At 63.6% G+C, this 12610-nt stretch carries 17 protein-coding genes; all 17 read right to left on the bottom strand.

The window, feature by feature from the left end; translation table 11 throughout:
• Window positions 1-768: 4-(cytidine 5'-diphospho)-2-C-methyl-D-erythritol kinase (gene ispE, locus LJE63_07200; GenBank protein ID MCG6906396.1), on the bottom strand; the 768-nt coding region annotated here is incomplete at its 3' end.
• 17 nt (window positions 769-785) lie between these two features.
• Window positions 786-2270, bottom strand: a complete 1485-nt coding sequence (locus tag LJE63_07195; protein MCG6906395.1) for a Do family serine endopeptidase — start codon at window positions 2268-2270, stop codon at window positions 786-788.
• A gap of 109 nt (window positions 2271-2379) precedes the next feature.
• A complete protein-coding gene (locus LJE63_07190) occupies window positions 2380-2796 on the bottom strand; it encodes a DUF1844 domain-containing protein (GenBank protein MCG6906394.1) in 417 nt (138 codons plus the stop codon).
• A 64-nt stretch (window positions 2797-2860) separates the two neighbouring features.
• Complete coding sequence (serA, locus tag LJE63_07185; GenBank protein ID MCG6906393.1) at window positions 2861-4444, bottom strand: phosphoglycerate dehydrogenase; 1584 nt, start codon at window positions 4442-4444, stop codon at window positions 2861-2863.
• A 130-nt stretch (window positions 4445-4574) separates the two neighbouring features.
• The gene (locus tag LJE63_07180; protein ID MCG6906392.1) at window positions 4575-5396 is read right to left on the bottom strand and encodes a 4Fe-4S dicluster domain-containing protein; all 822 of its coding nucleotides are present in this window, start codon (window positions 5394-5396) and stop codon (window positions 4575-4577) included.
• Window positions 5393-6133 (bottom strand): hypothetical protein, encoded by a 741-nt coding sequence (locus LJE63_07175; protein MCG6906391.1) that lies wholly within the window; start codon window positions 6131-6133, stop codon window positions 5393-5395. The genes LJE63_07180 and LJE63_07175 overlap by 4 nt, the downstream gene beginning before the upstream one ends.
• Before the next feature lie 50 nt (window positions 6134-6183).
• Window positions 6184-6375: a ferredoxin gene (locus LJE63_07170; protein MCG6906390.1), complete on the bottom strand. Its 192-nt coding sequence runs from the start codon at window positions 6373-6375 to the stop codon at window positions 6184-6186.
• Window positions 6376-6423: 48 nt separating this feature from the next.
• A complete protein-coding gene (locus LJE63_07165; GenBank protein ID MCG6906389.1) occupies window positions 6424-7620 on the bottom strand; it encodes an FprA family A-type flavoprotein in 1197 nt (398 codons plus the stop codon).
• A gap of 323 nt (window positions 7621-7943) precedes the next feature.
• Window positions 7944-8105 carry a rubredoxin gene (locus LJE63_07160; protein ID MCG6906388.1) on the bottom strand — a complete coding sequence of 54 codons (162 nt, stop codon included), beginning with the start codon at window positions 8103-8105 and terminating at the stop codon, window positions 7944-7946.
• Window positions 8106-8186: 81 nt separating this feature from the next.
• Window positions 8187-9158 carry an NAD(P)H-dependent oxidoreductase gene (locus tag LJE63_07155; GenBank protein MCG6906387.1) on the bottom strand — a complete coding sequence of 324 codons (972 nt, stop codon included), beginning with the start codon at window positions 9156-9158 and terminating at the stop codon, window positions 8187-8189.
• A gap of 4 nt (window positions 9159-9162) precedes the next feature.
• Complete coding sequence (locus tag LJE63_07150; GenBank protein MCG6906386.1) at window positions 9163-9519, bottom strand: cytochrome c family protein; 357 nt, start codon at window positions 9517-9519, stop codon at window positions 9163-9165.
• 248 nt (window positions 9520-9767) lie between these two features.
• Complete coding sequence (locus tag LJE63_07145; protein ID MCG6906385.1) at window positions 9768-9992, bottom strand: hypothetical protein; 225 nt, start codon at window positions 9990-9992, stop codon at window positions 9768-9770.
• 9 nt (window positions 9993-10001) lie between these two features.
• Entirely contained in the window at window positions 10002-10661 is a 660-nt protein-coding gene (locus LJE63_07140) for a peroxiredoxin (GenBank protein MCG6906384.1), read from the bottom strand.
• A gap of 284 nt (window positions 10662-10945) precedes the next feature.
• Window positions 10946-11161, bottom strand: a complete 216-nt coding sequence (locus LJE63_07135) for a hypothetical protein (GenBank protein ID MCG6906383.1) — start codon at window positions 11159-11161, stop codon at window positions 10946-10948.
• A 142-nt stretch (window positions 11162-11303) separates the two neighbouring features.
• A complete protein-coding gene (locus LJE63_07130) occupies window positions 11304-11744 on the bottom strand; it encodes a nitric oxide synthase (GenBank protein ID MCG6906382.1) in 441 nt (146 codons plus the stop codon).
• Window positions 11745-11921: 177 nt separating this feature from the next.
• Window positions 11922-12083, bottom strand: a complete 162-nt coding sequence (locus tag LJE63_07125) for a hypothetical protein (protein ID MCG6906381.1) — start codon at window positions 12081-12083, stop codon at window positions 11922-11924.
• A 150-nt stretch (window positions 12084-12233) separates the two neighbouring features.
• On the bottom strand, window positions 12234-12608 hold the full coding sequence (locus LJE63_07120) for a desulfoferrodoxin (protein MCG6906380.1): 375 nt from the start codon (window positions 12606-12608) through the stop codon (window positions 12234-12236).
• Window positions 12609-12610: the final 2 nt, after the last annotated feature.

The following is a 12610-nucleotide window of genomic DNA, read 5'->3' as shown; positions in this document are numbered from 1 at the left end:
CGTGGGGCCGCTGCCCGACATCAGGGCACCCGCTGCGCCGAGACCGAGGAGCGCTTTTTTTATCTCATTTAACTGCGGAAAGTTACGGATCGTAACGGTTTCCAGATCGTTGCAGAGAAAGTGAAGCGCGTCAAATCGCTCGGTTTTTAAGTGAAGTTGTTTAAGTTTTTTTTCACATTTTGTCAATCCCAAATTCAGATTTTTGTAGACCGCCGCGGTTGAAACCTTCAGGTCGGGGCACACCGTCAGGACATGGTAGGGGACCAGGCCGGTCACCGGCTCCAGGTGTTCACCGACGCCGGTGGCCAGGGCCGGTTTGCCGGTGAGAAAGAACGGCACGTCAGCCCCCACGGCCAGCGCCATGGGCTGCAGCAGCTCGGATGTGAACGGCCGCCCGAAAGCCCGGTTGAGTCCCCCGAGCACGGCGGCCGCATCGCTGCTGCCGCCGCCCAGGCCGGCCGCCACCGGAATCCGCTTATCAATCCGGATTGTCACCCCGGGCAGAACACCCAGACGGTCGAAAAAACGGCTGGCCGCGCGATGCACCAGGTTGCGATCGTCCTCGGGCACCGCGGGGTGGTCGCAGGACACCCGGATCCCGCGCCCGCCAAAGCGCAGGCTCACCCGGTCGTAGAGGCCGATGGCGCACATCAGGCTCAACAGCTCGTGGTAGCCGTCAGCGCGCCTGCCGGTGACCGCCAGGAAGAGGTTGATTTTGGCCGGCGCCCGGAGCTCCAGGGGCTCCGGCAGGTCGTTGGAAAGCTCCATGGGTGCGCCCGAGCCTGTCAGGGGGTGATTTTGACCACCACGAAACCCGCTGCCGGACGCATGATGAAAAACTGAAGCGTCTCGCCCTGGGCGCTTTTTGCGATAATCCGATTGTAGTCCTCAGGGGTGCCGACCTTCTGGTGATTGATCTCCTGGATCACGTCCCCCAGTTGGACGCCGGCCACCTCCCCCGGGCTGCCGCTTTCAACGCCCATGACCACCACGCCTTGGATATTTTCGAGGTTGAAGCGACGGGCGATTTCCGATGTGATCTCCCCGACCCGAATGCCGAGGGCGTCGGCGTCGCCATTTTCATCGGGCACCGTCTTGCCGCCGGCGGCCAGTTGCCCCTCTTCACGTTTGGCGATTTTCACCCGCAGGGATTTCTCGCGGCCTTCGCGCAGGATCTTGACGCCGACGGTCTGCCCCACCGCCAGATCGGCGACCAGGCGGGTGAGATCGCGACTGGCCGCAACCTGCCGATCTTCCACCGCCAGGATGATGTCACCGGCCCGTATGCCGGCCTTGTCCGCCGGGTCCCCGGGGAAGACCTCGGTCACCAGGACCCCCTTGCGGTCACCGGCGCCGTAATACTCCGCCAATTCCTCGCTGAGGTTCTGGATGGCCACCCCCAGCCAGCCGCGGGTGACCACCCCGGCCTGTCTGAGCTGCTCGATGACGCCGCGCGCCAGGTCGATGGGAATGGCGAAGCCGATCCCCTGCCCGCCGGCGATGATGGCCGTGTTGATGCCGACCACCTCGCCCTGCAGGTTGATCAGTGGACCGCCGCTGTTGCCGGGATTGATGGACGCGTCGGTCTGAATGAAATCATCGTAGGGCCCCGAGCCGATCACCCGCCCCTTGGCACTGACAATGCCCGCGGTCACGGTGTGCTCCAGCCCGAAGGGGCTGCCGATGGCCACGACCCACTGACCGACCTCAAGCCCCGCCGAGCTACCCAATTGCAGGATCGGCAGGTCCTTTTCGGCCTTGATTTTGATCAGCGCCAGGTCGGTGTTGGCGTCCCGGCCGATCACTTCGGCATCGAACTCTTGACCGTCTTTGAGAATCACCCGGATCTCATCGGCATCTTCGACGACATGGTTGTTGGTGACCACGAAGCCCTGTTTGTCGATGATGAAACCCGACCCCAGGCTGCGCTGGCGAAACTCGCGCTGCTGGTCCTGTTCAAAGAACTTATCGAAAAATTCCTTGAACGGGTCATCGGGGTCGCCGGGTGCCTGGGGCCCCTGGAAAAAATGGCGAAAAACCCGCCCGCCGCCCTTGGTTACCTTGACGGTGCGGATGTTGACGACCGAGGGGCTGACCTGGGCGGCCAATTCGCTGAAACTCTGTGGAACGTTAAACCCGGGTGCGGCCGGGGTGCTGGCCCCGGCCGGCCGCGCCGGCAGCAGTGCGGCTGCCACCAGACCGATCACCAAAGCCGGCAGCCAGAAGGGTTTGCGCAACGCGGGACGCGTCGCGGCGGGATCGGATTTCATGGGGGTGTCCTTTCTTGGTGTGCACGGCTCCCGGTGGCGCAGCCTCCGGAAGTCTCCAGACGGCGACGGTGGCGGGGCCAAACGGCGGGGCGGAGGCAGCCGCCGGCCGCTACCCTTTCTCCCGGATGTAGATCATCCTCAGATCGTAGAGAATACTCCGGAGCATGGCCTCCTCGTCGCTGGAGAGGTTGCCCCGGGTTTTGCGCTCCAGCAACCCGAGGATGTCGATGGTCTGCTTGGCCAGGGGCAGATTCCTGACTTTCTGGCCGGTGGCCGGATCTTCGATGATGCCCAGATGGACCAGGGTCGCGGAGTTGAGCGAAAAGATGAAGGTTGAAAAATTGACTTCGGGCAGCTGGGTCCCTGCCTCCTGCTCCGGCGGCGGCGGCGGCTTTTGGGGGGCCGCCTCGGCCTCGCCTTCCTGGCGGGTCTCGCCCGACGCGCTCTTGGAGGCCTCATCGGCAGGCGTTTCTTCGGAGAAAATCCTGCGATCCTTCACGCTGAAACCTTTTTTGTCGTCCGTCATAGGTCGCTCCTGTTTTAAATGGCCCATCCCTTGACCTGGCAGCAGCCCCGGGCGGCGGCCGGCATCACAGCTCCAGCGGGGTCACCCGGGTGACCAGCGGCAGGGCCTTGAGCTCCTCCACCACCGCAGGCGGGATGGGGGTGTCGGTCTGCAGAAAGATGATGTTGCGCTGATCACCGTTTTCCTCCTGCCCCACCTGCATGCGCCCGATGTTGATGCTGTGCTCACCCAGCTTCATGCCGATGCTGCCGATGGCGCCGGGTTTGTCGTAGTTGTTGATGATGGCCAGGTGCCCGCTGGGAATCAGCTCCAAGCGGAAGTTGTTGACCTTGACCACCCGCGGGTCCTTCTTGCCGAAGATGGTGCCGGCCACGGTACTCTCCATCTCGGTGGAGACCACGTGGACAGTCACCAGGTTGATATAGTCCTCGGAGTCGGCGCTGCTGGTTTCGGTCACCCGGATCCCTCTTTCCTTGGCCAGGATCGGGGCGTTGACGAAGTTGACGTCATCCTTGACGGCATGCGCCAGGATCCCCTTGAGAATCGCGGTGGTCACCGGCGAAAGATCCAGCCCCATGAAGTCGCCGTTGTAGGAAATCGTGATCTCCTTCAAGGGCCCCGCGATCATCTGGGCCTGGAGGGCCCCCATGCGTTCGCCCAGCGTCAGATAGGGGGTCAGCTTGGTCAGAAGCTCGCCGGTGACCGAAGGCACGTTGACCGCGTTTTGAATCGTGCCGTATTTGAGAAAGGCGATGATCTGGCGGGCCACATCGACGGCCACGTTGGTCTGGGCCTCCTGGGTGGAGGCGCCCAGATGCGGGGTGCAGATCACCCGGTCGGTGTCAAACAGGGGGCAGACGCCCGGGGGCTCGGTCTCGAACACGTCCAGCGAGGCGCCGGCGACCTTCCCGGAGTTGAGGGCCTCGATCAGGTCGGCTTCCTTGACGATCCCGCCGCGGGCGCAATTGATGAGCATCACCCCGTTCTTCATCTGAGCGAAGGCCTCGTGGTTGATCATCCCGACCGTGTCCTTGAGCTTGGGCACGTGCACCGTGATGTAGTCGGCGCGGCGGTAGAGCTCCGCGAGGGTCACGCTTTCGAAGCCGGCCTTTTCAATCTGCTCCGGAGCCACGAAGGGGTCATAGACGATCACCCGCATTTTCAGCCCCCGACCGCGATCCGCGACAATCGAGCCGATCTTGCCGAACCCGATTACCCCCAGCACCTTGTTGAAGATCTCGCGCCCTTGAAGCTTCTTTTTCTCCCAGCGCCCCTCCCGCAGGGAGGCCGTGGCCTGGGGTATATTGCGCGAAAGGGCGAGCATCATGGCGATGGCGTGCTCCGCGGTGGTCACGACGTTTCCGGTGGGGGTGTTCATCACCACGATTCCGCGTTTGGTGGCCGCGGGAATGTCCACGTTGTCCAGGCCGATCCCGGCCCGACCGATAACCTTCAAACGCGTGGCGGCCGTCAGCAGCTCCTCGGTCACCTTGGTGGCGCTGCGGATCACCAGGGCATCGTAATCCCCGATGATCTCCCTGAGGGCATCGGGCGCCAGCCCGACGTTGACGTCGACCTGGATGCCATCGGCCTCCCGAAAAAGTTGAATTCCGGCTTCACCTAAATTGTCGCTGACGAGAACTCTCATTTTTTCCCCTGTTCTGGCGGTTGGTTGATGGGCGACTGGCAGGCCGTGAAAACGGCGGGTGCCACATTAGCAGATTCTTTTTCGGGGATTCAATAAAAAACTTGCGGGAAGCCGGCCGCCGGCGGGTGGTTCAGGGCTCCGATGAAGGCGCGTTTGCGGCAAAGCGCGCCGCCATGTCTTCAAAGGCCGCGTCGTCCAGCAGCTCCGCGAAGCGCCGCCCGTTTCGGCTGTTTTGCCTGTAGAACCGCAGGCAGGCCGCCGCGATCGCCAGCACCTGGTCGGCGCTGAAAATTCCGGGCAGCTCCCTTCCCAGGCGGGGGTGACGGCCCAGTTTGCCACCCAGCTGCACCCGAAACCCCTGCTGGTCGGCCGCCAGGGTCCCGCTGGGGCAGAGCGCCAGGCATTGACCGCAGGCCATGCAGCGGTCATGGTCGATCACCGGCTGCGGCCGATCCGCGAAGACGCTCACGGCGGCGTCGCGGCAGGCCGCCGCGCACGCCCCGCAGTGCGAGCACTCCGCCGCGGCCACCCGCGGCGTGCAGGCGGCGATAATCCCGATGTCTTTGATCTGGGGCTGGGAGCAGGCATTGGGGCATTCGGCCAGACTGACGCGAAATTCGTGGTGGAACTTCAGCGGCCCGGCCACGTGGCGCTTGAGGAAGCTCAACAGGTCGGCCTGCTCCAGGAGCGCCGCGATGCGGCGCTGAAGGTCGTCAACCGGTAGGGTGCGGCTGGGGCACCCCCGCGGACCGAAGCAGACGTCCAACTGAAAGCCCCGGATCTCGGAGGCCTGGCCGCTGAGAAAACGCTGCTGGGCGAGGGTCACGGTGGCCAGGTCGACGGTTGCCAGGCCGGCCTGGCGGGCCTCCTGCTCAACCCGGGAGCGCACCTTCTTGCGGACGAAAAAGGGGACGTTCTTGATGACGTCTTCCGCCTCGGGGGTCCATTTCATAGCTGCTTCAGGCGCGCCGCCGGAATCGGCGTGCCAAGCGGCTGCCGACGGGCCGGATCCAGGGCCGCGCGCGCGGCGGTCCCCACCGCCGCCTCGGTCAACACCGGCTCGCGGTAGAAGACGAACACCGCCGGGTCATCCACCAGCGCCAGCAGGGCCGCCCGGGTCGGGCGCTGGGGCAGCGGCCCGGCAGCCCAAGCCGCAAGCCCGCGGTGAAACGGGTCCGCGGCGGTCAGAAAGGGCGCAAGGCTCTCGGCAACATCCGGGATCAGCTGGGGGCGCGCATGGGCCAGGCGCCCGAGGCCCCAGAGCAGGCCGCGCTGCAGGAGGGGGTGCTCCAAATAATTCCCGTCGGGGCGCACATAGGAGGCCAAGAGCGACGCAAATTCGGCCGCCAGCGGGGCGCTGCGGGCCGTGATCTCGCCCATGGCCTCCGGCGAGCCCCAGCCGATGCCCCCCGACTCATCGTTGAGGTTCCAGAGCAGCCGCCGCATGACCACCCGCGCGGATTCCATCTCCTCATTCGCCAGGGCCGCCACCACCGCCCCCATGGCGGAGACCGCGCGCCAGCGCAGCAGCGGGTCGCGGCTGTAAAAAAAGGAAAACAACGGGTTCACCACCCGCCGCGGGGGGATCCGCTGCAGGGCCTCCAAACCGGCGGCCAAATCCTGACCGAGCAGCAGTTCGCGCACCTGGTTTTTCAACTGACGGCCGCCCGGCGGCCTGAATGGCTGCATGCTCGCCTCCCGGCCCAAGCCGATCAAAGCGACGGGGATCCCCCGCAGCATCACTCCTCCTCCCAGTAGATGCAGTCGGCCGGACAGTGTTTGATGACCTCGTCGACTTCCTCCCGGGGGTAGCTGGGGAGATCCAGGACCTCGATATAACCCAGGCTGTTGAGCCGGAATACGCTCGGGCACACCTGGGAGCACAACTCGCAGAGGATGCACTCGCTGAGTTCCACAACCGGTTTCTGCATGGCGCGTTGTCGTCTCTTTCTGCGGCCGCGGGGGCCCCACCAGAGGCCTCAGGGGTGAACGGCCTGGTTGACCGCCTGGCCGATGCGGCGGCCGAATTCAAAGCACTGGCCCAGAGCGGCGCGGTCCGGCACGTACTGGATCCTCAGGCCCGGGTCGAGGATTTCGAACTTCATCTCGGCGAGGTGCTGGTTGAGCAGTTTGACCGCCTCGCCACTCCAGCCATAGGAGCCGAAGGCGGCCCCCATCTTGTGCTGCGGGCGGAAGCCCTTGAGATAGGTGATAAAACTGCTCAGGGTGGGAAAAAGGCCGTTGTTGAGGGTGGGCGAGCCCAGAACGATGGCCTTGGCGTCCAGCACTTCGGTCATGATGTCGCTGCGGTGCCATTTGCTGAGGATCATGGGGCGCGCCAGGACCCCTTCGGCGCCGATGCCGGTTGCGATGGCCTCGGCCATTTGCTCGGTGCTGTGCCACATGGTGTCGTATACCAAGAGCGCTTTTTTCTTGGGCGTCTGCCGCGCCCAACGAAGATAGGCCTCCAGAATCCGGCCCGGCTCCCGCCGCCAGATGATGCCATGGTCGGGGCAGATCATGGCGAACTCAAGCCCCAGCGACTGGATTTTCTCCATCAATTGGAGGACCTGGGGGGCATAGAGCATCAGGATATTGGCGAAATACTTTTTGGCATGGGGCATGATGGCTTCGCCGATCACGTCGTCGAACTTTTCCTGCCCGGCATAGTGCTGCCCGAAGGCGTCGCTGGAGAACAGGATCTTTTCTTCCGCGAGATAGGTGAACATGCTGTCCGGCCAGTGCAGCATGCGGGTCTCGAGAAAGGTCAGGGTGCGGCGGCCCAGGCTGAGCCTTTGGCCGTCTGAGACGGCCTGGTAGGCCCAGGGGTCCGTGAAGTGGCGCGCCAGGTTTTTCAGCCCCAGCTTGGAACAGTAAATAGGCGTGTGCGGGCCGACGGCCTGCATGATCCGCGGCAGACCGCCGGAATGATCCATTTCGGTGTGATTGCTGATCACATAATCGATTTTCTGCGGTGGGACGATCTGGGAGATATTCTCCAGCAGACGGTCGACAAATTCCACCTTGACGGTATCCACCAGCGCGATCTTTTCATCGACGATCAAAAATGCGTTGTAGCTGGTCCCATACGGCGTCGAGTAGCCATGGAATTCTTGGATGTTCCAGTCGTTGACGCCGACGTCGTAAATCCCCGGGGCAATTTCGACGGGTTTCATTCCGGTAATTTCCTCCTTTGAAAAGTCCGGCGGGCTGCGGGTCCATGGCCAGACGGTGGGCCATTTGGCCCCAACCCGAAGGGTCCCATCAGCCGGCGTCATCCCAAAAGCGATGCCCTTGCCAGGCCGCCGCAGCTTCGACGGCCCGCAAGGGCATCGGTTCAGCCCAGCCTTCAAAAATGCGCTTCAGACGATCCCCGGCGGCTGATGGGGCGGCGGCGGGTTTTCACCGGACGCCCCTTCCGGCCATCGACCGGGGACAGACGACAAGATAAGGCGCCCAGGCCGCTTTTCAAAGGCTTTTTTTCGTTTGCGAAAAGCGATCAGGCTTCCTTCTCGAAATCCCCCTTGCTGGCACCACAGACCGGGCACTCCCAGCTGTCGGGCACATCCTCCCATTTCGTGCCGGCCGCCACACCGTTGTCGGGATCGCCCTTGGCGGGATCGTAAACATAACCGCAGATCGTGCAGACCCACTTTTCCATACCTTCCTCCTTTGACTGGTTCGTTAGGGGTGATGCTGTTTCAGGGTTTCTTGTCAACGGGGCCGAAACTCCCCCGGCAGGTCAGGCCAACCGGGCGACGAGCTCGCCCACCCGGTGCTCGATTTCGTCTCGCACTTGGCGCATGGTCTCAATCGGCGCGCCCGCTGGATCGGGCAGCTGCCACGCCACCCGCTCGGCGCCGGGGGTAAACGGGCAGTTTTCCTCGCAACCCATGGTCACGATCACCTCCGGGGGCCCCTCGGCCAACGCGTCATCGACGGCGCGGGTGCGCCGAAAGTACATGTCGATGCCTTTTTCGGCCATCGCCGCGACCATCTGCGGGTTGACCGCTTCGGCCGGGCTGCTGCCGCCGTAGAGCACCTCGAGCTTGTCACCGGCGTGGAACTGGGCGAACCCGGCGGCCATCTGGCTGCGGCAGGCGTTTTCGCGGCAGGCGAAGAGCACCCGCCGCCGCTGCTGGAGGGGTGTCAGGAGGGCTGCGACCGCAGCGGCCACATCCGCCGTCACGGTGGGGTGCGCGGCCATCTCGCCCTTGCCTTCGATCTCGCGGTAGGTCAGGCTGCCGGCGTAACGGGCATCCACCGCGTCGTAGAAGTACTGGGCCGTCAGATGCAGCCCTTCGAAGAGGTTCTTACCCTTGCTGGCGGCGGTGGAGAGCAGATACCCCTGGCGGGTGCGGCAGCCGGGGTCTTTCAGTTTGAGCCGGTACTTGCGCGCCCAGAGGGTCTGGCAGCGGTCCACCAGGGCCTTGAGCTGGGCGGTCATGTTGTAGAAAAAAATCGGGGTGGCCGCCACGATCACATCCGCCTCCCGGATCAAGGCGTAAACCTCCTGCTTCATGGCGTCATCAATGGGGCAGAAGCCCTTTTTTTCGCAGGTGGTGAACTCCTTGCAGGGGCGGATATCCATGCGGTCGACCCACAGCGTCCGCGTGAGGGCGCCGTGCTGGGCGGCGGCTTCCATGAAGCGCTGGAGCAGGTAGTCGTTGTTGCCGTTTTTGCGGGGGCTGCCCTGAAGTCCCAAAACGCGCATGTGGTTATACCTCTTTCCGGCTGTGGCACTGTTTGCAGCCCGTCGGCCCGCTGGGCTGGCCGGTTTTGGCCAGATTGCGGTGGCATTTGGTGCAGGCCTTCATCACGGCCTTTTTGCCCAGTTGGCCCTCGGCCTTGAGGGCCTCGATGCTCCCGGCTTTCTGGGGGAAAAGGGTGTGGCAGGCCATGCAATCGCCGAGGGCATCCTGATGGCGGTGGTGCGGAAAGGGCACCCACCCGGTGCTGCCGCCTTCCAGAAGCATATCGTCGGCCCCGCGCGGCTGGCCGTCGGCCAGGGCCAGCACCGAGGCCAGTAAAATGGCCGCGCAAAAAAGGGTCACGATTTTGCGGGCAACATCCACGGGATTCCTCCTTATGGCCGGCAGACACGCTCCGGCAACCTGAAATTCAGGGGAATTGCAGCACTGACAGCCATCCGCGCGGCACCGATAAGGTTCAAACTTGATGGGCCGCTAAAAAGTAAAAATCAGACAGTTTCGTAAAAGGCCCAAGTTACGGCGCCAAATCTCAGCGGCGTGAGGTGTACTATTGTGCGCCGCAGCAACTTCGAGATGCAGCGCAACGCGCAAATTGGGTTTTTTAGGAACTGTCAACCCTCCAGCTTGCCAATACCCCGGTCGGTGGTCTGGAAGCGCTGGTCGCCCAGAGCGGCCAGCAGTCCGGCCCGCTGGAGTTCGCGTATCGCCGCGCGCACCCGGAAAAGCGGCAGGTCCGTTTCCGCAGCCACTTCCTCGGCCGCCGCCGCCCGTCGCAGCGCCAGCAGGATCAGCTCCGCGGTGCGGGTCAGGTTGCCATCGGCGTCGATACAGGCCATGGAAGCAGGTTACAGTTTTTTCTGGCAGAAATACCAGTCCTTGCAGTCATAATTTTCCAACAGGCGCTCGGCCGCCGCTTCCTGGGTCCTGGGCGGCGGCACGATCACCGGTTCCCCGGGCTGCCAGTTGGCGGGGGTCGCCACCATGTGGGTGTCGGATGTCTGCAGGGCGCTGACCAGCCGCAGAATCTCCTCGACATTGCGCCCGGTGGTCATCGGATAGTAGATCAAGGCGCGGATCACCGCGCTGGGATCGATCACGAACACGCAGCGCGAGGTTTCGGTTCTGCTCTCACCGGGCATGATCATACCGTAGCGCGCTGCCACCCGCCGATCGATGTCGGCAATCACCGGAAAGGTGATCTTGCAGCCGAACTTTTCCTCGATGTTGCGAACCCAGCTGAGGTGCGCAAAGATGCTGTCGATACTAAGCCCCAAGAGTTCGGTATTGCATTTTCTGAAATCCGCGTGGCGCCGCGCAAAGGCCAGAAACTCGGTGGTGCAAACCGGCGTGAAATCGGCCGGGTGGGAGAAGAACACCAGCCAGGAGCCCTTGAAATCGGCCAACTGGATGTTGCCGAAGGTGGATTCGGCCTCGAAATTGGGGGCCGGATCACCGATCCGGGGGATTCCACCCGTCGTCTCCCTGCTTCCCAGCGGGTCTTCCATCTTCACCTCCTTTGGGCGGGGCCGTCGGCCCGAACAAAACGGACGGGGCCCGGGATTGCACCGTGCAACAGGCCGGTCCCCGGACCGGGTCCGTTGCGGCGGCCTTGCCCCAAAGATTTTCCCAACGGCGGCCGGGTGGGATCACGTGAAAACCGGGTGGTAACCGCCCACCGGCGCCCCCGCCCGCCGTTTGGGCCCGAAAACGCAAAAACCGGGCAGGCCAGCACGAACGCGACGGCCCGGGGTCGCTTTGGGGTCGGGCTGCGTACCGGGAACCGACCCGGTTAGCGCGGTGACGGGCTGCCGGCCTGGCCGGTCAGGGTGCACTGGGTGAAGTCGATCTCCTCGCCGCACTTGGCGCACTTGTGAGGGCGGTCGAACTCGTCCGAGAAAATCTCCTTTTCAGCGCCACAGGACGGGCACTTGCAGTTGAAGGATTTGAGGTTTTTGAAGCTGCCAAATCCGGGGCAATGCTGAGGCGTGGTCTGTTTTTCAGTCATTGGGGTGTCCTCCTCTCATTTTTTGGTGGTGCCCGCGGCAGCCTTAACCGGCCGCTTTCCCGCGGGCCGGGCGGGTCCCGCCCACGGCGCCACCGTCAAACTGCGCCCCCCAGCGGGACAAGATCGCCGCCGGGTCCGGGTTTCAGGTGCCGGTCAACTTCTGGGCGATGGCACGGCCGTAGTCCTGCGCCATCCGAATACCGCCCTGCAGGCTGCTGGACTTGAGGCGCAGCGGGCCGGAGACCAGGTCCATTTTGCATATGTGCCGCAGGGTCTCGTAGATCCGATCGGGGGCCTCGCCGCTCCAGCCGAAAGCACCGAAGGCGCCGCCGACTTTGCCCTCCAGATCGGCCTTCTGGGCCAAAAACAGCAGGGTCTTCATCGCCGAAAGCATGTCCCCGTGGTAGGTGGCCGATCCGAAGACGTAAGCGTCAAAACCCTGGAGATCGCCTTCGTTTTTAATTTCGCCGGCTTTGACGAGCGTGGCCTGGTGGCCGCTGATGCGAATGCCTTCGGCGATCAACTCGCCGATCCTGACGGTTTCCCCACTGCGGGTGGCACAGACGACGAGTACGTTGGCCATGATCGTTCCTCTAAGCCAGGGGTTGACGATTGAAGCCGGCAGCCGGCCCACAACGGCCGCAAAGCGGGGCCGCCCGATGGGGGCTGACGCCTGAAGCGGCGCAGACCGACCGTGGCGGCGGCCCCGACCCGGACGGCTGGGCCGGCGGAACTTTACGTCAGCAGCCGGGCGAGCCGGTCACTTTTTGCCGATGCGCTTGTCCGTGCCTTCGTACTGGCAATCGGGCGTGTAGCAGGTGTTGTCCAGGAACTGACATTTCTCTTTGCACGCCGGGCAGCGCTCCGGCGGCTTTTCGGCCTCGAAGGTATAACCGCAGTTTTCACATTTCCAGCTGGTCATAAACCACCTCCCTGTAAGCGTTGGCCCTGGAGGGCAGTGCGCAGGCCGCGGGATCGACCGTATATACGTTTCCGAAAAGCCGCTTTTGCCCGCCTCGGGGTTCGGCAGACAGCGGGCGTCTTTTCAGACGACCCATCGCCCGCAGCTCCCTTAAGCTTTCCAAAGGCCGTGCAGGTTACAGTACTCGCGGGCGGTAATGCTGTCGGCCGTGACATTGAATGTGGCTTCGGGGGCATCGCCGGGGTTGAGGAATTGGCGATAGACCTTGCCGTCGGCGATGATCTCGATAAACTCGATCCAATGCTTGGCTTCCATCGGGTGAGCGACGCTGCCAACCTTGACTTTGACTCCGCCGGCGACTTTTTCGATCACCGGGACATGCTTCTCCTTGGCGGCGTCCACAACGCCGGCCTCCATCAGTTTCATGGGGGCGCCGCAGCACACCAGCTCACCTTTGCCGCCGTGCAAAACCTCGATGATGTTGCCACATGCTTCGCACTTGTAGATTTCCAACCGCTCTGCCATGT

It is taken from the genome of Desulfobacteraceae bacterium (assembly GCA_022340425.1).
Classification (GTDB): Bacteria; Desulfobacterota; Desulfobacteria; order Desulfobacterales; family JAABRJ01; genus JAABRJ01.
The sequence above is the reverse complement of the archived record's forward strand: the minus strand, read 5'-3'. Positions and strand labels throughout refer to the sequence as shown.

Excerpts from the sequence above, each read along its gene's own strand:
- serA (MCG6906393.1), bottom strand. The coding sequence starts at position 4,444 with ATGAGAGTTCTCGTCAGCGACAATTTAGGTGAAGCCGGAATTCAACTT.
- LJE63_07155 (MCG6906387.1), bottom strand. The coding sequence starts at position 9,158 with ATGCGCGTTTTGGGACTTCAGGGCAGCCCCCGCAAAAACGGCAACAAC.
- LJE63_07125 (MCG6906381.1), bottom strand. The coding sequence starts at position 12,083 with ATGACCAGCTGGAAATGTGAAAACTGCGGTTATACCTTCGAGGCCGAA.
- LJE63_07175 (MCG6906391.1), bottom strand. The coding sequence starts at position 6,133 with ATGCAGCCATTCAGGCCGCCGGGCGGCCGTCAGTTGAAAAACCAGGTG.
- LJE63_07145 (MCG6906385.1), bottom strand. The coding sequence starts at position 9,992 with ATGGCCTGTATCGACGCCGATGGCAACCTGACCCGCACCGCGGAGCTG.
- LJE63_07160 (MCG6906388.1), bottom strand. The coding sequence starts at position 8,105 with ATGGAAAAGTGGGTCTGCACGATCTGCGGTTATGTTTACGATCCCGCC.
- LJE63_07140 (MCG6906384.1), bottom strand. The coding sequence starts at position 10,661 with ATGGAAGACCCGCTGGGAAGCAGGGAGACGACGGGTGGAATCCCCCGG.
- LJE63_07120 (MCG6906380.1), bottom strand. The coding sequence starts at position 12,608 with ATGGCAGAGCGGTTGGAAATCTACAAGTGCGAAGCATGTGGCAACATC.
- LJE63_07165 (MCG6906389.1), bottom strand. The coding sequence starts at position 7,620 with ATGAAACCCGTCGAAATTGCCCCGGGGATTTACGACGTCGGCGTCAAC.
- LJE63_07135 (MCG6906383.1), bottom strand. The coding sequence starts at position 11,161 with ATGACTGAAAAACAGACCACGCCTCAGCATTGCCCCGGATTTGGCAGC.
- LJE63_07180 (MCG6906392.1), bottom strand. The coding sequence starts at position 5,396 with ATGAAATGGACCCCCGAGGCGGAAGACGTCATCAAGAACGTCCCCTTT.
- LJE63_07190 (MCG6906394.1), bottom strand. The coding sequence starts at position 2,796 with ATGACGGACGACAAAAAAGGTTTCAGCGTGAAGGATCGCAGGATTTTC.
- LJE63_07170 (MCG6906390.1), bottom strand. The coding sequence starts at position 6,375 with ATGCAGAAACCGGTTGTGGAACTCAGCGAGTGCATCCTCTGCGAGTTG.
- LJE63_07195 (MCG6906395.1), bottom strand. The coding sequence starts at position 2,270 with ATGAAATCCGATCCCGCCGCGACGCGTCCCGCGTTGCGCAAACCCTTC.
- LJE63_07130 (MCG6906382.1), bottom strand. The coding sequence starts at position 11,744 with ATGGCCAACGTACTCGTCGTCTGTGCCACCCGCAGTGGGGAAACCGTC.